Here is a 22,233-nt window from a genome sequence, read left to right as displayed (position 1 = left end):
TACCTGAAATCTACGAAGGGTTAAATTTTGATTTTAAAAGCTGAATTTTTGCTTCTAGTCGATCAATATCTTGATTAAGCTGGCGAGTTCCGTGGAGAAGATCGTCCATTTGCCAACGTGGTGCGAATAGTCCGGTATCTTCTTTTAAAAAGTCTTCCGCAAAAAAAAGATGAGATTGAAGTGACTTAATTAAATGTTGTGGTGCTAATTGAACCTTGCCGATTTGACTTGCAAGATTAGGTCCGATCCAATCACTCAATTGCGAAGCGAGGTCTGGCTCAGCATTTTGTATAATTTTTTGAATGTCTTGCAGAAGGCGATAGTCACCTTGAACGGGGATATTGCCAATGTCATCTGCTAGAAATAGTTTGCACAAGTCGACCACATTATTAACATGCAATGTGGAATCTGCTTCAGTAATCTTGTGAGCTTGCTCCCAAGGCCGCTGTTCGAAAATAGAGGGTTGAGTGCTATGACCTGTTACTGTTGGTTCTAAACGAACTTTATTTTCATCAAAAAACACATCAACGGAAAGTTGTGGTGTATCAATCACAACACGAAGCATTTTCCCTTGTAACTGGTTAAATTGGATACGAGTAATCGCATCCAAATTAATCCAATGATGTATGGTTTTTTCAACTGCACCCAGTGCTAAGATTGACCACATGACGAAGTGCTACCTGCGGTTAGAGTTTAAAACCACGGTGAACTGCAACAATACCACCTGTTAAATTGTGATAATCGCAGTTTTGGAAGCCCGCATTTTCCATCATGCTTTTCAATGTGCGTTGATCTGGGTGCATACGAATTGATTCAGCAAGATATTTATAGCTTTCAGCATCATTTGCCACAATTTTACCCATGATTGGTAAAGCAGTGAATGAGTACAAATCATAGAGTTTTGAGAAAGGCTCAAACACTGGTTTTGAAAACTCTAATACAAGTAAGCGACCACCTGGTTTAAGTACACGATACATTGCTGCAAGCGCTGCATCTTTGTCTGTTACATTACGTAGACCAAAACTGATGGTGAGTAAATCAAAACTGTTGTCTTCGAAAGGCTCGAGGGTTTCAGCATTCGCCAGTACAAAATCAACGTTGGTACAACCCGCGTCGATCAGACGGTCGCGACCTACATTCAGCATGGATTCATTAATATCAGATAATACAACATGCCCAGTAGGACCAACTTCACGGCTAAATACTTTCGCTAAATCACCAGTACCACCAGCGATATCTAAAACGCGTTGCCCACGGCGAACGCCAGACATATTAATTGCAAAACGTTTCCACAAACGATGAATACCAAATGACATTAAGTCATTCATAATGTCGTATTTCGCGGCAACTGAATGGAAAACTTCAGCGACTTTTTGCGCTTTCTCTTCAGAATTTACGGTTTTATAACCGAAGTGTGTCGTTGGTCCAACGTTTCCAGTATTCGCACCACGTGGCAAATTATATTTCGGCACTGAAGAATGTACTGGCGTATCTGTCAGTTGCTCTTGTAGCGATTGTTGCTGACCTTGAGGTGCGCCAGTTGGTAATGGATCTGTTAAAAAAGGACTCACGTTGTCTTTATTATTTGCCGGCTCAACCTGAGCATGAGGCTGTTGATTTTCATTAGACATTCGAGTCACTCCTGAACACAAATAATATTAAATCTGAATTAAACTGCATAATGACAGATTCTTCAGTTTTTTTCAGTCTAGATTATGCAATTGATATGAATAATATACAGAATTAAAGCGAAGTTTCATCCATGAAATGAGAAGATGTTCTTTTATTTTCGATATTCTGACCAGACGCTTTTACGCTTTTTCGGCTGATCAGAATCTTTGCTAATGATTTCTAATTAAGCGATTTGGAAGGGATTTTCTTTCCCTGAGTGGACATTATTTACAATGATTCGCTCTTTTTCTGTAAAACTCCGAATAAAGGTCGCAGCCGATTTCATTGGTTTCATAGCGACAAAGCCTTCACCAATAAAGTCATACATCAGTTCAAAATTATATTTGCTTGCTGCACCTTTACACATTTTAAACGCTGTGTGCATGATGAATGAACGCATGTATTTGTCCAGACTCAGACCGAGCTCATCCAACAGATTGAGTTGTTCATGGCGCGCTTGCTCTTGATCTAAAGCCACTAAAGTTTCACGCATCATTTCATCAGTAATTGGTTGGTCTTTTGGATAATGTTGGAGTAAATACTGTGCAACTTGTTCATCCAGTTGCATCGCCAAGACCGCCAGTCCTACAGATTTTAACCCAGTTTTAATGGCATTTTCTGGAATGATTTTTTCAGCTTTGTGTGCGTATTTTAGTAAACGTTCGATTTGCAATGCTAGGTCATCAAATTCAGGGCCACCATAAAGACGGTTAATAAAATATTGAGCCATCAGCTTATTTTTGTCTTCAGCGAATAACTCAGCATGTGTGTGAAGTATGCGCTGTTTTAGCCAATTTTGAGCATCATTTAACCTTTGTTTAAGTACCGGATCCTGATGATAATTGAGTTGTTTGTATTGTTCTAAAAGTTGATCTAATGCAGCAAGTTTGGACATGTTCTAGCTCAATTAAAAGGACTGAAAAAAGCATAATAGGTTGGATTACGCTCGACTATGACTGTTGAAATCTAAAATAAAACCTTTCAGGTCAGTCATGGATGAAAAGACAATTGCAATAAATTGTACCTGAAGATTTAAGTTGATACTGTTCCTTGCGTATACTGTCGAAAATACAATAATTTTGAGTGGGCTATGTCTGAACCAAAACAACAATTTGATAAAAATACTGATCAACCCGAAGATAAGAACAAAATATTTGATGCAGATCAGATCAATTTAGACTTAATTGAAGCGCAATATGCTCTCAAAGATACACGTGGTAAGAAAAATGCCAAAAGCTTAGTGGTGTTGGTAAGTGGCATTGAGTTAGCAGGTAAAGGAGAATCGGTTAAGCAATTAAGAGAATGGGTTGATCCACGATATTTGAAAGTCAAAGCTGACCCTCCTCACCTTATTCAGCCGAATATCCCATATTGGCAACCTTATGCACGTTATATTCCTGCTGAAGGACAAATGATCGTCATGTTTGGAAATTGGTATAGTGATCTTTTAGCCACATCCTTACATGTTTCAAAACCATTTGATGAAACCATGTTCGAAAATTATTTGCAGCAAATGCAAAGCTTTGAGCAGGATTTAAAAAATAATCATGTTGATGTCGTGAAAGTTTGGTTTGATTTATCGTGGAAATCATTACAGAAGCGTTTAGATAAAATTGAACCTTCGGAGCAGCGTTGGCATAAATTGCATGGGCTGGATTGGCGCAATAAAAAACAATATGAAAATGTACAACGATTGCGTCAAAAATTTACCCAAGACTGGGTCATTATCGATTGTGAAGATGAAGTATGTCGTGATCAGAAATTCGCAGAAGTTGTATTAGCGCGACTGAAAGATTTGCCAAATCATCCTCAAAAAATGCGCCAAAAATGGCATCAAGCGGATATCCCAGAAATTTTAACGTCCCCCAATGAAGCAGTACTTGAAAAAGATCAGTATAAGGCTGAACTCAAGAAACTGACCAAGAAGGTCGCTGAAGCATTACGCGCAGAAGGACAAAAAACGGTGATCGTTTTTGAGGGGATGGATGCCGCAGGTAAAGGTGGTGCGATCAAGCGTATTGTGAAAAAGCTCGATCCAAGAGAATATGGAATTTATAACATTTCTGCGCCTGAAAAGTATGAATTGGCGCGGCCTTATCTCTGGCGTTTTTGGAATAAACTGCTTGAAGATGAAAAAATCTCGATTTTCGATCGCTCTTGGTATGGTCGTGTATTGGTGGAAAGAGTTGAAGGTTTTGCAACGGATGTGGAGTGGAAACGTGCATATGATGAGATTAATCGCTTTGAAAAAGATCTAGTAGATACGCAAACAGTCGTTATTAAGTTTTGGTTGGCCATCAGTCAAGAAGAGCAAGCCAATCGTTTCAAAGCACGAGAGGAAACACCGCATAAGCGTTTTAAAATTACGGCTGAAGATTGGCGTAATCGCAAACGTTGGGATGATTATTTATTGGCTGCAGCAGACATGCTCCACCGAACAAATACCGAAGATGCGCCGTGGTATATCATTGCTACCAATGATAAATATACTGCACGCCTTGAAATTTTGAAGGCAATTTTGAAACAATTAAAAGTAGATGTTTAGAGCTGGTGAGAGGTATAAATAAAGCCCTTACAGGGCTTTATTTATACGTATAAGGTTTTATGGGTTAAGCGTATTTCACAACATTTGCTTGTTGTTTTTGTTGAATGCTTTTGGCAAGTTTATAGCTTTCTTCAACATGAGCCTCAGCCACTTTTTTCATGACAATATAACCCAAGCTAGCTGCAATAATTGAACCGCCCAATGGAATAAACTTAGTCACTTGCTTGGTCAACACTTTGGCTGCCATATTGTTCAGCGAAGCTTTAGCGGCAGTACGAGCCACGACTAGACCAGAAAACTCGAAACCGCGTTTGCGTAGTTCGTTCCAATGGATTTTTTTGGTTTGAGGATCAAAGACGCTGATTTGTTCAGGAGCTAAGCCAAAGCGAGCATTAATTTCTGGAATTAAAATTGACAACATACCTACGTCAATCACAACATCTAAAAAGGGCACAGGAATGACAGCAACACCTGCTGAAACATAAGAGCGTTTTTTGACGAGATCAAGACATTCATCTCGAATTTGTTCTAAATTTAAATTTGGGTCGATTGTTTCTGGAATTTTATCAAGTTTCATTTATTTATCACCTAATCAAAGTCTATGGTTCTCGATCCATCACATGATGAACATAGCGCGAGATGAAAGTTTTATTAAAGTCATAAAGTAAAAGTGACATAGTCAGATTAAGATGTATAGTAATTTATGTTTATGATTTTGTTCACACAACTTCATAACGTGTTCGTTGTATGGTGAAAGGGACCTTATGGGAATTCATGTAATTCAAAGTCAGCGCATTGAAGTTTTGGTACAAGGCATCATCACAACTCAAAAGCGTCCCACGAACAACCCATTTGCAGTCCTACAGCAACAACATTTTGTGGTGCCTTCTGCGGCAATGCAAGAGTGGTTAACCCAACGGCTATCTGAGCACCAAGGCATCAGTGCAAATACATTTTTCCATCAACGTATTCGTGGCTTTCAATGGTATGCCTACCAGCAAATTTTGAGTGACAAAGATAAAGTACGTAAAGCGAATATTCCACGTCTGATTATGAAGTGGCGTATTTTCCAAGCACTCAAACCTTTTATACAGCGTGTGCATAATCAGCTTGAGGTTGAACATCCTTTATTCCCATTAATCACACGTATCTATGACAGCGCAGCACGTATTGAACAGTCAAATGAACAATATCGAAAAAAGATGAGCATGTTGTATTGGGTGTCTGATCAAGTGTCAAAATTGTTCAGCAATTACATGATTTATCGAGCAGATTGTCGCCGAGCATGTGAATATGATTGTCGTTGTCCTGAAAATTGGATTCAGGTATGGGGGCGTAATGAAGCACTCAATATTGAACAACAATTACAATATTTAAACGATCAAGATTCCAGTTTTAAATTTTCGCAGGCACAACAATTAGAGGCTTGGCAACGTTGGTTATGGCTCAATATTTTTCATGAAGACTTTGTTGAAATGCAAAGTATTGATCATGATTTTTGGGGTGTACTTCGTGATGAACAGCAACAGAAAATAGCCCTCAAAAAACTACCGCAGCAACTGATCGTTTTTACACTCTTGGATTTACCACCAAGTCAATTACAGTTTTTACGCCGTTTGGGTCAGTACATTGATGTGTTGATTTTGCATTACAATCCCTCGCAAGAATATTGGGCAGATAGTGTCGATCCGAATTGGAAAAAACAATATGACTTAAAGCTCAAAGAGCGATATATCGAAAAGTTTCAGCAAAAGCATCAAAGAAAACCAGCTGATAATGAAGTTGAGCAGTTTTTTGAGAATTTTAGTCTGAGCTTTAATGGGCTGGCACGTGAGTCCAGACATCCCTTATTAACACGAATGGGCAAGCAGGCACGTGATCACTTTTCTCTGTTGTCTAACCTTTCCTCAGGTGATGAGGGGCAATGGATAGATGCTTTTGTGGATGAAGCACCGCAGCATTTACTGAGCCAATTGCAATCAGATATTTTACATTTGGTTGAACCTCAAGCTCAAAGTTATGTATTAGATCCAGCAGACGATTCAATCCACATTCATGTTTGTCATTCCGCTGTACGACAGCTTGAAGTCTTAAAAGATCAATTGACCCGATGGCTTGCTCAGTCAACAGCAGAAGCACCACGCCGTCCGAGTGATATATTAGTGCTCGCGCCTGATCTGAAACAAATTGAGCCTTTGATACGGAGTGTGTTTCCGCAAAAAAATACTGCAACAGGTGTTTATCTGCCAGTAAAGCTAGCTGGTATCACGCAGTTAGATACAGTATTGGCATGGCGTTCAGTGTTAGGGCGAATTGAACTGATACAAAGTCGATTTACCATTGATGATTTTGCTGATTGGTTGAACTTAGCAGCGACCCAAGTGAGATATTGCTTAGACATTAATGGTACTGAGCGCATCTTATTTTTGTTAAGACAAGCGGGATTTCGACGAGGTTTGGATAAACAACATCTGCAAAAAACATTGGCGGAGTATGATCAAGACTATCGGTTTAGTTTTAAGTATGCCTTAGATCGTTTGGCGCTGGGTGTGGCTGTTCCAGTTCATGCGATGTTTGAGGAGACCTTAAGTTCTCATCTAGTGGGCTCGGGTGATTTTCACTTAATCGCCACGCTCATTGAAATTTATAAGCACTTTACAGAGCGTCGAGATTGGCTCACGACGATTGAAATCGAAAATGAACAAGAGACGTCAGAGCATGTTGAATTTTGGCTCAATCGTTTAATTTTAGAAGTTAATGAGTTTGAAAGCGCTGGTGTAAGCTCGTTAGAGATGATTAAAGAGATTATTCAAAAGCAAATAAGAATGCTAACGCTGGCAAATTTCTATGAAGAACATGATCAAGCCATTCTTAAAAACATACGTTTGCCCTTGAGCTATATTCTGACTGAAATCCAAAGCACCCTTGAATCGCAACTTGATTATGCATTGCCAACTGGACAAATTACATTTAGTCAAATTGGTTTGATTCGGCCAATACCGTATAAGTTAATTGTCATGATGAATTTAGATGGGGGGAAGTTTCCAAATCGGGAGAGTCATTTACCTTTTGATTTAATGGATTTACTCAAGCCCATGATTGGTGATCGATCACGTTTAGATGATGATCAAGGTGCTTTTTTAGACGCTTTGTTATTGGCCAAAGATAATCTCTGGCTATTCTATAATGGTTTTGATGTAGCCGATGGTGAAGTACGAGATCCATCGAGTAGTGTTCAGGAATTACTCCAACATCTCGCGTGGATCATAAAAACATCAGATCAATCTTCCTCGAATCCTCTCATTGATATTGATGGCATTCAAGTTCATCAGAATTTGAGCACACTCTACACGGTACATCCTTTGCAACCCTTTGATCCTGATGGTTTTCAGCAACAGCATCAGCGCTATGAAGATGAATGGTATGCCGTGGCTTCTAACCTCAATCGTCAGGATCAACGTGGTCATAGAGAGGCTTGGATTAATACCACGCTTGAATTGAATCAGGACATCATGGTCTTGGATGCTGAACAATGGATCAAAGATATCTGTTTTCCTGCGCGTCTTTATTTAAAAACCTTGGGCGTATCTAATTTAAAGGATCAGGATTTACCTGAGGTGAATGAGCCGTTGTTATTAGATGGATTGGCGCGATACTCTATTCGTGACTTTTTACAACAGCAGCCAAATGTTTCGAAGCTTCAGACTGAATTACTCAGTGACCAGCTTCCTGTCGGCAAATTACAAGAAGTCAGTTTGAAAATGAGTCTGTTAGAGCATCAACAGTTATTAAAAAGGCAAAAGTGCTATGTTGATGAGCCGACCAAAATCACTCAGCACGTCATAGCAATAGATGATATACAGCTTCAAGTGACCGTTCCTCAAGGGGATGAGACGAGTTGGGTGAGTGTTTCAACATCCAGTGCACGCGCACAACGACGAGCACATGTGTGGTTAGAATACTTACTTTGGTTAAGTTATCGAGACTTACCAGATCACCTTGCAACTGAAATGCAGCGCATCCAAATCTTTAGCGATAAAACCATCATGTGTACTGGCCTGACGACGAAACAAGCTCAGGATATGCTTTCTCAATGGATTCAGGCATATAAACAAGCCCAAATAGAGCCTCTCGTTTTACCTGCAGCATTGCTGATGAAACTTGCTGTAGATGGAAAAGCATTAGAATGGGTCACTGATGAAGAGGGTCATCAGCAGTTAAATAACTTCGATAAGCTATTAAATGAGTGGAATAAAAGCGATGCCTTTCTGAGTTATAGTTTAAATGACAGTGAAGAAAGTCATTTGCACCGAGATTGGCAGTATATTTTACAGGATTTAGATGCTGAGCACTTATTAAAACAAGCGTGTGATCAGTTTGCTTATGTCTTATATCAGCCGATATATATGTATCAATCGGAGGCTTAAATATGAGTCAAAAGCCTATAGTCTCATATCAGCCAATTGTGGATATGCATTTCACTGGATTGCATTGGATTGAGGCTTCTGCAGGGACTGGAAAAACGTATACGCTCTCCAGCCTCATGGTCAGAATTTTATTAGAAGAATATTTACCAAAGCAGATTATTGCGACGACATTTACACGCAAAGCAGCGGCTGAATTGAAAAGTCGAATTCGTGCACGTTTAATCGAGGTACTTGGACTTTTAGAGTCATGTCGTGAGCTAAATCAAGATCAAGTTCAGGCGCGTGCAAAATTAGAATCAGATATTTTATATCAAGTGATTTTAAATCAATTTTCTGGCTTGATTGCACATGCATGTGCACGTTTAAAATTGGTGATAGATCAGCTTGAAGAACTCTTTGTTGGGACCTTGGATAGCTTTAGCCAAAAGCTTCTTCGTGAATTTGCATTTGAGAGCGGTAAAATTGAACGAATGCAAATCACCAATGATGCAAAACAATATATGGTTCAGTTAATTCATGATGAATTACGGGCATGGATTCAACAGCAGCCTCAATCAACTGTAGATTATTTGCTGCTTAAGAAAAAAATTAAGTCACAAGATGCTTATATCGATTTAATTGAAACGAGTTTGAATTTTTCCTCTGCTTATTTCAAAGCAGTGCCAGCGCCGACCATAGATGTAGACGCTTTCAGAACTCATGCAGAGCGCTTCATACAGATCGAGCTTGAAACGCTAGATTCATTAACAGACTTTTATGATCCTGAAGGGCAGTATTATGCTGTAGTCGCAAAGAAGTGGCGCGATCAAGATAAATTAAAAATGACACTCACGCAGTTGTTGCCTGAATTCCTTGATCAAGTTAAATCCCAAGGCATTGAAGTCATTTTTGCGTCGCATCTCAGCACTCATCTTAGTCAGTTGAATGAATTAAGAAAAAAAGTTCTCAACAAATGTCCCGTCGATGTTTTGGCGGCATTTGAGCAACATCCTATTATTGTTGAACTTGCTGAGTTTTTTAAACAGTTTGACAAGCTCAACCAACAACTCGAGCATTTGGAGAGTTATTTACAATATTATTTAGCACAACAAGTAAAACAACGTTTGCCAGAGTTGTTACAGCAAAAATCAGAAACCACATTTTCACAGCAAATTCGAACTTTGGCCGAAGCACTGCAGGGAGCGCAAGGTCAGGAGTTTGCAAAGTACGTTCACGCGCGTTACCCACTTATTTTAGTGGATGAGTTTCAGGATACCAACCAAGATCAAGATGATATGTTGGCGCAGATTTGGAGACATCCAAGTCGTGTGAAGCAGGGTTGTATGATTATGGTGGGAGACCGTAAGCAAGCGATCTACGGTTTCCGCGGTGGAGACATGCTCACGTTCCTAAAAGCATATCAAGATGTTGAAACTAAAGCAGGGCGTTTTTACCAACTTGTGCATAATCATCGCTCAGTGAAACCATTGGTCGAAGTCGTCGATGCATTGTTTCAACAACAAATGGATTTTGGTGAACAAGTTGAATATACGCCTGTTACAGCAGGTACTCGATCGCATCCATTATTGATCCAATCCGGTTTAGAAAATTATGCTCCGCTTCGTTGGGTTCAAGTAATTGATAAGGAACACGAGTTAGAGCAGGTTGCTTGGAAGATACTGGATTTGCTCAATCAGGCTGCCCAAAGTCAGCTATATTTCGAAAAGCAGGGGCAACGTATTGAGCTTCAGGCAGATGATATCGCTGTTTTGTCTCGTAACAATCCTGATTTAGATAAAGTTCATCATCACTTATTGATGTTAGGCATTCCTGTAAATCGACCTTCACGAAAAAGTGTCTTCAAAAGTGGAATTGCTCGAGATGTTGGTGCAATTTTGACAGCCATCATAAATCCATTTGATGAAGCTAAATTAAAGAGAGCTTTACTTACACGATTGATGGGTTTTAATTTACATCGTTTTTTGCAACTTCAAATTCAAGCAGATGGCTTAAGTTTATTTATCACGAAATTTGAAGAAATTCGTGAAATGTGGATGGGCCAAGGCTTTTTAACAGCATGGCAAAGTTTCCTCACAGAATTCAAAGTTTGGACAAACTTGGTTGAGCAATTCAGCTATGACAATGAACGCGAAGTGGTCAATCTACGACACATTTCAGAGTTGTTGAGCCAAAACAGTGATGAGTTAAGAGGTATGCACACCCTTTATCATTGGTATATGCGGCAGCTTTCAAATCCGATGGAAAGAGAGTGGGAAATTGAAAGACAGTTGAGTAATCAAGCGGGCGTTCACCTTTTAACTATTCACCAATCTAAAGGATTGGAGTTTAAGATTGTATTCTTGCTTGGCGCAGATCGTAAACTGTCAGATCGAAGCGAACTTAACTTTTCAATTCGTGAAGTGCAGGATAATGGAACTGGAAAGTCCGTCGCACAACGTGTCGTGGCGTTAAAGCGTGAAGAATTATTGGAACCATTAGAGGTTGAGCAACATGACCAACGTGCTTTGGCAGAGCATCGACGATTATGGTATGTGGCCTTAACTCGAGCACAACACCGCGTTTATTCAATGATGAGTGATCAAAAAGGGCAATCTATTTATGGTTTGGCGTTTTGGCGTGGTCATGGTGCGAACCAATTTCAGCATGCTTTCAGTTTAGATGAGCCATGTTTAGAGCAATGCCCTGAGAAAGTAATCGCAAAAAAAGAACATCATACTGTTCAAATGATTGCGCAGAAATATCCTCAAGTTCATTTTTATCCTAGAGCCAAAACCAGTTTTAGTTATCTCGCACAACATTTGAGTCATCAACAAATTAAAGATCGTATGGCGGCTCAAGATATGATTGAACATCATGCGAGTGATGAGGTCAATGCTGTGACGCTCGTGACTCCATATCAATTTGAGGATTTGGATCATCAACAACCTTTGAGTTGGATTCGTGCTCATTTTCCGATGGGAACATTAGCTGGAAATTTCCTACATGAAATTTTTGAACATATCGATTTTCAAGATCGCCGAGATTGGACATTAGAAATTCGCCGCCGTTTTAAAAATGCCTATTCGAGTTTATGGGAGCAATTATTCGCTAAATTTCAATCAGATTTTCCTCAACATCATGATACCGAGCAACATCTGTTAGAAATGATGGCTGAATGGTTAGCAGAGGTTTTAGAGACACCGATTCAACCTGAATTTCGACTCAAACAATTAGTACCTGAAGCACATTTGGCTGAATTTCCATTCTATTTGGCTTTAGCAGACCGAATATTTGGTATTCAGCGTATTCAGCAATTATTTTTAGAGTTTGGACTTAATATGCCCGAATTCAATGCTGCAAATTCAGCACGTTACCTCAATGGTTCAATTGACTTGGTTTATTATGATGGGGAGCGCTATCACATTGCCGACTATAAGAGTAATTATCTCGGAAATCATGTGGAAGACTATTCAGCTCAAGCTATTCAGCTGAGCATGACGCATGCAAGTTATTGGCTACAAGCAGCCCTATATTTGGTGGCATTACATCGCTATTTAAGTATTCATATTGATGACTACAACATCGATCGAGATCTTGGTGGTGCCAGTTATTTATATTTACGTGGGATGAATGGCACTGACCAATATGGATTTAATTATTGGCGTCCTAGTTCAGAATTTATTCTAAGATTAGATGCAATATTGGGCTATTTTGCTGAGGATAAAAACAGCAAAATAGCATGAATATTTAAATGAATTTATTATTAATCATTAATTTATCTTGTGGATAATATTGATGATAAATGTGTAGATAACTATGAGGATAACTGTGTGGAAATTAATCAGAATGAAAAAGTTGATGTTCCTCAATGGGTAACAACTTGGGCTGAATATATCCTAAATCAGTATCTTTCATCAGATGATTTAAATGAACAATCCATTAACACCATTGAACAAGTTCTGATGGCATCTACTGTCGGCGATAGTTGTATTGATTTGAAAGGGGAGGTTATCCAAGATCTGAGTAAGTTGCTCGTGAGCGCAGAGCTTGCAGAACAACAGGTCGCGCCTTTTGTTTATGATCAGAACTATTTGTATTTATATCGCTATTGGCAATTAGAGCAGCGTTTAGCTCAACAAGTTTATCGTTTAAAGCAGCAAACGATAGTGCCTGTAGATTGCACAAAATATGAAAAATTATTAATCGATCCATTTCAAAAGCAAGCCTTAGAAATAGTATCAAGGCAAGCGCTGAGTATGATTACAGGTGGTCCGGGTACAGGGAAAACGTATACTCTAGCGCGTATTATTGCCGTATTAAATGAGTCGAATCATCAGTTAAGAATCGCAATGGCTGCACCGACAGGGAAAGCTGCACAGCGAATGAAAGAAGCATTGCAAAACTCATTAAATGACGATGCAATGCTCAATATGGGTTTGGATATTGCCCACTTAAAGCAGCAAAATACGTTAACGATTCACCGTCTTCTGGGTTTAGGGCATAGCGCTCAACCTAAATACAGTCTGAAAAAGCCATTACCCTATGATGTGGTGGTGATTGATGAAGCCTCAATGCTCGATCTCAATCTCGCGACGATGCTTTTTGAAGCAATTCCAGACCAATGTCGTTTGATCTTGTTAGGGGATGCACAGCAGTTGGCCTCGGTTGATGTGGGGATGGTATTGGCGGATTTACAACAAGTAAAAGCGCTTAATGACCATCACGTCAATTTAGTGACCAGTCGAAGATTCAAAGCAGGTGCAAAAATCGGTGATTTGGCAAGGTTCATCCAGTCACATCAATGCTCACCACAAAGCTCGAAAGTTGAGGTATTGGCTAAATTTGAGAAGGAGATTTGTAGAGCATCTGAAATCCAACAGATTAATTTAGCTGAGCTTCAAGAGGATCTTGTTCAACTAGAGTATTTGAATAAAGAATATTCAGATCAAGATTTAAAAGCCTATTACCTTAAATTAAGCTCGGGGTTTACGGATTACTTTAAAGCACTCAACCTTTATGTCAGAAATGGATATCAGCAGCAGGATGTGGCTGAAATTATCCAAAAATTTGATGATTATAGGATCTTAGCTGCAGTGAGACATGGACATTTGGGATTGAATCGTTTGAATGATGAAATTGAAAGGGAGCTATTTCAGCACATGCGGATATCACGACACGACCTTTGGTATATTGGTCGCCCTGTCATGATGACATATAACGATTATCAACTCGGGCTTTCTAATGGTGATATTGGGATATGTCTCAGACATCGCCAGTTTGCTGATCAATTTGAAGTATATTTTCCAAGTCTTGACCAATGGTTTCCAGCATCACGTTTACCAAAGTCAATGCAAACCTGTTATGCGCTGAGCATTCATAAGTCGCAAGGTTCTGAATTTAAACACACTGCAATTGTATTAGATGAGTTTGCGTCACGTCTATTGAGCCAAGAATTATTGTATACCGCGATTACGAGGGCAAAAAAAGCAGTCAGTTTATTGGTGGATACTGATGCTTTATTTGAGGCAATAAACATTAAAACAATAAGAAAAACAGGTTTATTGAATAAATTAAACACTTTATTTATATCTAATATTTAACGATTGGTTGAAAATAGAAAACCTTTGTAGGAAATATCTTACAAGGATTCGAGAAATTGGCGCATAGAGCTTCGTACAATTTTTTGCGATGATTGCTTGCATAAAAGGTTCAACACGGAAAGTTGAGCAATATCGCATAATTACAATAATTTATAGTCGAGAGACTGCGAACTTACAATGATGTAAGTGATAAAAGAGGAAACTTACAGCCGCTAAGCCTTGTAGTTTTGGGAGAGACTACAGGGCTTTTTTATATACATATAGGATTAAATTGATTACATAATGTACGCAATTTCTTACATAAAGATCAGAAAACTGCGACTTGTGTTGCATAATGAATCTGGCAAAATAGTCATATAAGGAAATGAAACCTTAAGAACAAGGACCGTATTAATAATAAATGTGTGTGCAGCACTTACAATAAAAATATAAATAACAGAATCATAACTAAAATATAAGAATCTACAGCGCAAAAAAGGCCCTATGACTTGTCATAGGGTCTTTTTTAACCGTTTATCTCAATCTTAATTTTTAGGCATCTTTATACTTGTTTTGACTTAACGATTCTATTAAAGTGAGTAAAAATTATCACTTTACAAAAAAACCATGAAAAAATTCATAATTTTAATCATTTTGGTGAGTGTTGTTCTGTTTGGGTTGTATAAATGTTTTAAGCCTGCAGATCAAAACACTTCCTCAGTCGCTCAGATTGATTCTCTATCTGCTCCTGAGAGTGGACAGCAAACGCCAATATCGCCTAACGAAGATCAAGTCGAAGATTTAAATGAGTCTGAGAAGATGCCTGTTACTGATTCTCCAGATTTAGTAGATCCGAAGAGCGATTTTTCGATTAAGCCTATTGATCCAGAAACTGATCCAGCCAATCAAGTGTAATTTTTTACCCTGCGCACTAAAAACATAACAACGGAGAACAATTATGTTTAAAACTTTATCATTAAGCGCATGTTTGAGTGTTTTGATGGTCGGTACTGCAATGGCTCAAATGAGTCCTGTAGCAGCTAACGCTAAATTGAACAATCAGGCAAAACAAAAAGTGTCGAAAGGTGGTATTAATCTGTCGGCATTATTGAACAACAGTTCAAATGATCTAATCGTTGAATATCATATTGACATTAATCATTTAGAAAATAATCGCGCTCAACTTCGTGAACATCTTGCTCAAAAGAAGCAATCGATTCAATCGAACTTTAAGCGTTTAGGTGGTATTCAATTACTACGCGATTATAATGCCTTACCATATAGTTTTCATCGCGTTCAAAAGCGTGACACGCTCGTAAGCTTATTGAATGACCCGAATGTAAAAGCAATTTATCCAAATAATATTTCTTATACGACAGCATCTCAAAGTCTACCATTAATTGGTCAAGTGCCTGCAGCTGCGCAAGGCTATACTGGTGCAGGGACAACAATTGCTATCTTAGATACAGGTATTAATTACCACCATTCAGACTTTGGTAATTGTACAGCGCCAGGTGTACCATCATCCACTTGCAAAGTTTCGGATTCTATTGAAATTGCTCAAGAAGACGATACATTAGAATTAGATGTTAATGGACATGGAACTAACGTTGCAGCAATTGCTTCTAAAGTTGCACCAGATGCAAAAATTGTCATGCTTGATGTGTTCACCGGCAGTACAGCTAGAACTGGTGGTGGCGCAACCGATTATGACATAATTGGTGCCTTGAACTGGGTAGCGAACCATGCCCAAAGCAAAAACATTAAATCAGTAAACTTAAGCATTGGTAATGGACGTAGTTATTCCTCAACTTGTACTAGTTCCGTACTTACAGATTCTTTTTCGAAGTTGAGAGGCTATGGGGTATTACCAGTAGTTGCATCTGGCAATGATGGCCATCTGAGTGGTATATCCTATCCAGCATGTACTGCGGGTGCAGTCAGTGTAGGGGCAGTTTATGATGCTAACGTAGGTTCGATTGCATTTAGCAATTGCTCTGACAGTGCAACTTATAGCGACAAAGTAACGTGTTTCAGTAACTCGAGTCGTAATTTAACTTTATTGGCGCCTGGTTCACGTATCACCGCTGGCGGATATACAATGGATGGTACTTCAATGGCTGCACCTCACATTGCTGGTGCTGTTGCTGTGTTACGTGCGAATAATGCTTTCCCGAATGAATCTCTGGATCAAATTGTTGCACGTATGACGTCTACGGGAACTTTGGTTACGGATCATCGTAACTCAATTCGAACACCTCGTTTGAATTTAATTGCTGCGTTAAATGGTGCTCCATCTACTCCAGCACCACAACCCCCTGTTATTGACCCACCTGTAGTGACGCCAACTCCTACGCCAACACCAACGCCAGCACCAAAACGTAACTGTCGTACTTTCTTTTTTGTGACAATCTGTAGTGGTTAATTAATAGCTAATAGATGAAAACTTTAAAAAAAGGCATCTAAATGATGCCTTTTTTACATTGATATTAAACACGTTCAGTTTCAGATTGATCAGTTCCAAATAACGCGCGTCTTTTTTCCTTAGGAATACTTGGGCATTGGTTGGATATTTGATATAGCACTTTTGCTAAAGCGGCTAAATGTGTGCCTAACACAGATTTCCCTGTATTTAAGAACGATACACTGATATCCCGTTGAGGATCTGCCCAACATAAAATATTCGAGAAACCTAGATGACCAAAAGCTTGTCCAGTATTTGGGCCAAATACACCGATTGGATTACTGCCTAACATCGGACCAAGTGCATAACGCATAGGTGCTAAAAGGTTACGGTCTATTGTTGTATTGGATGTAGGGAGTGTTGCTCTGAAGACCGTTTCTGAATTGATAATTTGCTGATCTTGATAACGACCACCATTAAGTAACATTTCAAAAAAACGATTGGCTTGTTCAGCACTGGTGTAAATATTTCCTGCAGGGCAGACGGTATCCATAAAACGGGGATCATTGGTGACATCCACTGCCAGTTGCAGTCCTCCGCCTAATACACGATTGAGATATAGGTCAGTCCCCAAGACAGGGTGAATCCCAGTTGGATAATTTTTTGCAACTAAATGACGTAGTTCTGGTTTTAAACCATAGTTGAAGAAAGGTAAATTCATTGGTTTTTCAATATGTTCGTGCAAGTAATCACGAATATCTTGTCCTGTTACACGTTCAACCAATTCTCCTAAAATATATCCAGCAGTTACAGCATGATAAGAGAGTTGCGAGCCTACGGGTGCAATCGGTTTTGCTGCATAAAGATGCTCCAGGATCCCTTGACGATCAAATAAAAGCTCTGGAGTGACCTCAGTTTCAATTTTAGGAATACCGCCACGGTGTGATAACAAATGAAATATGGTGGCGCGTCGTTTACCGTTAACACCAAACTCTGGAATATAGCGACTCACTGGATCAAGTAAGTTAATTTTCCCTTGTTGATCTAACAAATGCACTAACATGGCATTAACGATTTTAGAGGCAGAAAACATACAGACCGGTGTTTCTGGTGTCGCAACTTTAGAAGGGTCTGTTTGATAGTTTGGACCAAGTTCTGTGTAACCAATACTGCGATTAATTAATATCTGACCCTTGCGACGTAAACACATACTGATCATTGGATGATTGCCAGTACGATAAAGTGCTTCAACACTGTGCCAAATTTTATCAATTTGCTGTTGCGTCATTCCCCCAAGTTCTGGCGCAACTTCGTCTTTATGACGAGTGATCGTAGTTAAGTCTTTTGGTGCTATGCACGTATTTGTAGAGAGTAATTTCACGTTCATTCCATGTTTCATTGTTTTTATAACAGGCAAGTTTGCCCTGCCAAAAAACAAAAGTCAGTATCTTTAACGACATGAATTGATGATTGTTTCTGCCAGAAGTTATTGAGCGGATAATTTTGCTTTTTGAGGGGGGTTCCTTTAAAATAGCACGCTGCTGTAGTGATGCACGGCAGTCAATTCCGCTTTGAAGAGCGTCGTTGATTTGTATCAAATACTTTTAAATAAGCATCTCGGAGAAATCGAATGGCTTTAACAAACGCAGATCGCGCAGAGATCATTGCTAAATTTGCTCGCGCTGAAAACGACACTGGTTCACCAGAAGTTCAAGTAGCTCTTTTATCTGCTCAAATCAATGACTTACAAGGTCACTTCAAAGAGCACAAACACGACCACCATAGCCGTCGCGGTCTTATCCGTATGGTTAACCAACGTCGTAAGCTTCTTGACTACCTTAAAGGTAAAGATGCTACTCGTTACAGCGATTTGATTGCTGCTTTAGGTTTACGTCGTTAATTCGATTTAAACTTTATTTTCGGATTATTGCATGTTGAATGCTGTATTGCTGAAAACTAAAGGCGATCTAGTTTCGACTAGATCATGGGGAAGGGGCGAATAGTTTCGCTCCTTCTTTGTGTTTAAAAATAGTGTTTCTAGTGAGGTCGGCTTCTAAGCTTTGTCATTTAAAACCTGTGTTGTGAATGCCAAACCTTAGGGGTCTCCACTAGAATAAAATCAGGAAAAAATAGAACATGTCGATGTTTAATATTATTCGTAAAGAATTCCAATTCGGTCAGCACCAAGTTGTGCTTGAAACAGGCCGTGTGGCGCGTCAAGCAAATACAGTAGTGATTACCATGGGTGGTGTGACTGTATTGGTTGCTGTTGTTGCTCAACCGACTGCGAAAGCAGGTCAAGACTTTTTCCCATTGACTGTTAACTACCAAGAAAAACAATATGCTGCAGGTCGTATCCCAGGTGGTTATGGTAAGCGTGAAGGCCGTGCATCTGAAGCTGAAACTTTAATTTCACGTTTGATCGACCGCCCAATTCGTCCGTTGTTCCCAGAAGGTTATTACAACGAAATCCAAGTGACTGCGACAGTTGTATCATCTGACAAAACAATGGAAGCTGACATTGCTGCAATGTTAGGTACTTCTGCTGCACTTGCAATTGCAGGTACACCTTTCCGTGGTCCAATTGGTGCTGCACGTGTCGGTTTAATCAACGGTGAATACGTTCTTAACCCAAGCCACGAACAACTTGCTCAATCTGATCTTGATCTTGTCGTTGCGGGTACTGAAGCTGCTGTACTTATGGTTGAATCAGAAGCGAAAGAACTTTCTGAAGACCAAATGTTGGGCGCAGTTCTTTTTGGTCATGACGAAATGCAAATTGCAATTCAAGCAATCAAAGAATTCGCAGCAGCAGCGGGTGCAACAGAGTCTACTTGGACTGCACCAACTAAAAATGAAGAACTTCAAGCAAAATTAAAAGAAGCATTTGAAGCGAAAATCTCTGAAGCATACACGATTGCGGTTAAGCAAGACCGTTATGCAGCACTTGATGCACTTCATGCTGAAGCAATTGCGCAATTCGTTCCTGAAAATGATGAAACAGGTATTGCTGATGAAGTGAACGAATTATTTGAAGACCTTAAATATCGTACAGTTCGTGACAATATCTTGTCAGGTAAACCACGTATTGATGGTCGTGATACTAAAACTGTTCGTGCAATCGACGTACAAGTTGGCGTGTTAGATCGTGCGCACGGTTCTGCATTGTTCACACGTGGTGAAACTCAAGCGTTAGTAACGACGACTTTAGGTAATACACGTGATGCATTAATGGTGGATACCCTTGCAGGTACGAAGACTGATAACTTCATGCTTCACTACAACTTCCCTGCATACTCTGTAGGTGAAACTGGTCGTGAATCTGGTCCTAAACGTCGTGAAATTGGTCATGGTCGTTTGGCACGTCGTGGTGTTCAAGCAGTTCTTCCACCAGCTGATCGCTTCCCGTACGTGATTCGTATCGTATCTGACATCACTGAATCGAATGGTTCGTCTTCGATGGCGTCTGTGTGTGGTGCTTCTTTATCACTTATGGATGCAGGTGTTCCACTTAAAGCGCCAGTTGCAGGTATTGCAATGGGTCTAGTGAAAGAAGGTGAACGTTTCGCAGTTCTTTCAGACATTCTAGGTGACGAAGATCACCTTGGCGACATGGACTTTAAAGTAGCAGGTTCTGCAAACGGTATTACTGCACTTCAAATGGACATCAAGATCGAAGGTATTACTGAAGAGATCATGGAAGTTGCATTGAATCAAGCGTATGCAGGTCGTATGCATATCTTGAATGAGATGAATCAAGTGATTTCACGTGCTCGTCCTGAAATCTCAATGCACGCACCAACATTCCAAGTGATCAGCATCAATCCTGATAAGATCCGTGACGTGATTGGTAAAGGCGGCGCAACTATTCGTCAAATCACTGAAGAAACCAAAGCAGCGATCGATATCGAAGATAACGGTACAGTACGTGTATTTGGTGAAACTAAAGCAGCGGCAATGGCTGCAGTAGCGAAAATCCAAGCGCTTACAGCAGAAATTGAACCAGGTACAATTTACACAGGTAAAGTCATTCGTATCGTTGAATTCGGTGCGTTCGTCAATATCCTTCCTGGTACTGATGGCTTGCTTCACATTTCACAAATCTCGAACGAGCGTATTGCGAATGTGACAGACGTTCTTACTGAAGGTCAAGAAGTTAAGGTACAAGTTGCGGATGTTGATAACCGTGGTCGTATCAAACTTACAATGAAAGAAATTGAACAAGCTTAATCATTTAAGCTAATTCTAAGCCTTGTGTGGTGCTTCGTTTAAACGAGTGTTACACAAGGCTTTTTTTATGGCATGATCAAAATGTTCTCATTTAAAAATAACTAAAATGCAAAAGTTTAATTATTATTATCATCAAGGTGACGGGTATATTTATCTGAGTGAAGAATTATCGACTGATGTTGATGCAGAATTTATATGGTTGAGTTTTGAACGCCACGAATTGATTCAAAATACAGAGACGTGGCAACGATATATTTTTGAGAACACTGGAATTCTGTTGAACGAATTTCATCTTAAAGATATTCAAAACCTTGAGCATCCTTGCGTATTTGATGCATTGGATGATTATGATTTGTTGATCTTTAAAAAATTAATCACCCCAGATGACCACATACAAATTCAGAATGGTCATTCAGCTGAACAACAAACTGCGGACATTGTTACAACGCCGGTAAGTTTTGTCATGACATCAAATGTTTTAATCACAGTGCATGAACGAGGTAATTGTGTATTTGAAACATATCTTGAAAGAGTGCAGGCGATTCAAACACGACCTATAGAGCAACAAAATATTCCACGAAAATTAGCACAGAGCCCTGTAGATATTGTGCTTAGATTACTGAATATGATGGTGGATGGCTATTTAGGTTTACGTGTGCCACTAACCAAACGTGTGGAATTTTGGCAAAGAGAACTATTACAAGGAAATCAAAAATTTAATCGATGGAATCAACTGCTGCAAGAGATCACCGCTTTTCAACAAGTTGAAAATTTGTGTGAAGAACAGGTTGAATGCCTACAAGAATTAAGAGATGAAATTGTCGAAAATTATCATCATATTAAAGCTAAACGTAAGGCAGAGAAGCAAAATCTAATGCTCGTCCGAATGGATGATTTAATTAGCCATATTGAAAGAATACAAAAGCACAGTGTTCGGTTAAACCATGCAGTACAAGCCGCCATCGATTTGCACTTTTCAGCAGTGGCCAATCAAACCAATGAAAATATGAGAATTTTAGCAATTATCACCGCTGTATTTGCACCACTGACTCTTCTTACAGGTATTTACGGAATGAATTTTGAATTTATTCCAGGATTAAACTTACCGCATGGCTTTTGGTATATGCTCACAGCCATGTGTGTGACAACACTTTTGTTAATTTGGTATTTTTATCGTAGACAAATGGTCGGGCGCGGTGAAAAAAGTGTGATGGAATTGTTGGCTCAACAAAACCAGCAGCAACAACTCGGTTTGTTTGCATTTTTGGAGTATGAACCGATTCAAAAAACATTGAAAGGTACGCTCCGAGAAATGGGACGTTGGACTCGATTAAAATAGTCAACGTCACATAAGGCACTTATGCTTTAAGTCAGAATGATAAGTGCCAGATTCACCGT

14 protein-coding genes are annotated in these 22,233 nt (G+C 39.5%); 9 read left to right on the top strand and 5 right to left on the bottom strand.

The annotated features are described in order from the left end of the window. Positions 1–10: 10 nt before the first annotated feature. From AC1M9A_RS07080 to AC1M9A_RS07070, 3 genes are all read right to left on the bottom strand, one after another. Complete coding sequence (locus AC1M9A_RS07080) at positions 11–667, bottom strand: ubiquinone biosynthesis accessory factor UbiJ (RefSeq protein WP_481596131.1); 657 nt, start codon at positions 665–667, stop codon at positions 11–13. 19 nt (positions 668–686) lie between these two features. Beyond that, entirely contained in the window at positions 687–1,631 is a 945-nt protein-coding gene (gene ubiE / locus AC1M9A_RS07075) for a bifunctional demethylmenaquinone methyltransferase/2-methoxy-6-polyprenyl-1,4-benzoquinol methylase UbiE (protein WP_035264034.1), read from the bottom strand. 224 nt (positions 1,632–1,855) lie between these two features. Continuing rightward, entirely contained in the window at positions 1,856–2,566 is a 711-nt protein-coding gene (locus tag AC1M9A_RS07070; protein ID WP_481596132.1) for a DUF8198 family protein, read from the bottom strand. Positions 2,567–2,761: 195 nt separating this feature from the next. Here AC1M9A_RS07070 and pap point away from each other — a divergent pair, with 195 nt between their 5' ends. Continuing rightward, positions 2,762–4,216 (top strand): polyphosphate:AMP phosphotransferase, encoded by a 1,455-nt coding sequence (pap, locus tag AC1M9A_RS07065; RefSeq protein WP_481609940.1) that lies wholly within the window; start codon positions 2,762–2,764, stop codon positions 4,214–4,216. A 64-nt stretch (positions 4,217–4,280) separates the two neighbouring features. Here pap and AC1M9A_RS07060 read toward each other — a convergent pair whose 3' ends face one another. Beyond that, positions 4,281–4,793 (bottom strand): hypothetical protein, encoded by a 513-nt coding sequence (locus AC1M9A_RS07060; RefSeq protein ID WP_481609939.1) that lies wholly within the window; start codon positions 4,791–4,793, stop codon positions 4,281–4,283. A 187-nt stretch (positions 4,794–4,980) separates the two neighbouring features. Between AC1M9A_RS07060 and AC1M9A_RS07055 the strand changes: the two genes are divergently transcribed. From AC1M9A_RS07055 to AC1M9A_RS07035, 5 genes are all read left to right on the top strand, one after another. Beyond that, a complete protein-coding gene (locus AC1M9A_RS07055) occupies positions 4,981–8,643 on the top strand; it encodes an exodeoxyribonuclease V subunit gamma (RefSeq protein ID WP_481609938.1) in 3,663 nt (1,220 codons plus the stop codon). A gap of 2 nt (positions 8,644–8,645) precedes the next feature. After that, complete coding sequence (locus AC1M9A_RS07050) at positions 8,646–12,365, top strand: UvrD-helicase domain-containing protein (protein WP_481609937.1); 3,720 nt, start codon at positions 8,646–8,648, stop codon at positions 12,363–12,365. Between the two features lie 87 nt (positions 12,366–12,452). Then, positions 12,453–14,222 (top strand): exodeoxyribonuclease V subunit alpha, encoded by a 1,770-nt coding sequence (recD, locus tag AC1M9A_RS07045; protein WP_481609936.1) that lies wholly within the window; start codon positions 12,453–12,455, stop codon positions 14,220–14,222. Between the two features lie 606 nt (positions 14,223–14,828). Further along, entirely contained in the window at positions 14,829–15,116 is a 288-nt protein-coding gene (locus AC1M9A_RS07040) for a hypothetical protein (protein ID WP_035264045.1), read from the top strand. A gap of 43 nt (positions 15,117–15,159) precedes the next feature. Beyond that, entirely contained in the window at positions 15,160–16,626 is a 1,467-nt protein-coding gene (locus AC1M9A_RS07035) for a S8 family peptidase (RefSeq protein ID WP_481607853.1), read from the top strand. Between the two features lie 64 nt (positions 16,627–16,690). On the opposite strand, the gene AC1M9A_RS07030 is transcribed toward AC1M9A_RS07035, so the two are convergent. Beyond that, the gene (locus AC1M9A_RS07030) at positions 16,691–17,986 is read right to left on the bottom strand and encodes a serine hydrolase domain-containing protein (protein WP_092767411.1); all 1,296 of its coding nucleotides are present in this window, start codon (positions 17,984–17,986) and stop codon (positions 16,691–16,693) included. A 249-nt stretch (positions 17,987–18,235) separates the two neighbouring features. On the opposite strand from AC1M9A_RS07030, the gene rpsO reads away from it, so the two are divergent. The 3 genes from rpsO (at position 18,236) to AC1M9A_RS07015 (ending at position 22,174) form a co-directional block, all read left to right on the top strand. Then, positions 18,236–18,505, top strand: coding sequence for a 30S ribosomal protein S15 (gene rpsO / locus AC1M9A_RS07025; RefSeq protein WP_035264047.1), 270 nt, complete (start codon positions 18,236–18,238; stop codon positions 18,503–18,505). Between the two features lie 242 nt (positions 18,506–18,747). Next, positions 18,748–20,835, top strand: coding sequence for a polyribonucleotide nucleotidyltransferase (gene pnp, locus AC1M9A_RS07020; RefSeq protein ID WP_481609972.1), 2,088 nt, complete (start codon positions 18,748–18,750; stop codon positions 20,833–20,835). Between the two features lie 106 nt (positions 20,836–20,941). Next, positions 20,942–22,174, top strand: a complete 1,233-nt coding sequence (locus tag AC1M9A_RS07015) for a magnesium transporter CorA family protein (RefSeq protein WP_481609935.1) — start codon at positions 20,942–20,944, stop codon at positions 22,172–22,174. Positions 22,175–22,233 lie beyond the last annotated feature (59 nt).

Source organism: Acinetobacter sp. ANC_7634 (genome assembly GCF_056779875.1).
Note: the sequence above shows the minus strand (reverse complement) of the source record. Positions and strands in the feature narration are given on the sequence as shown.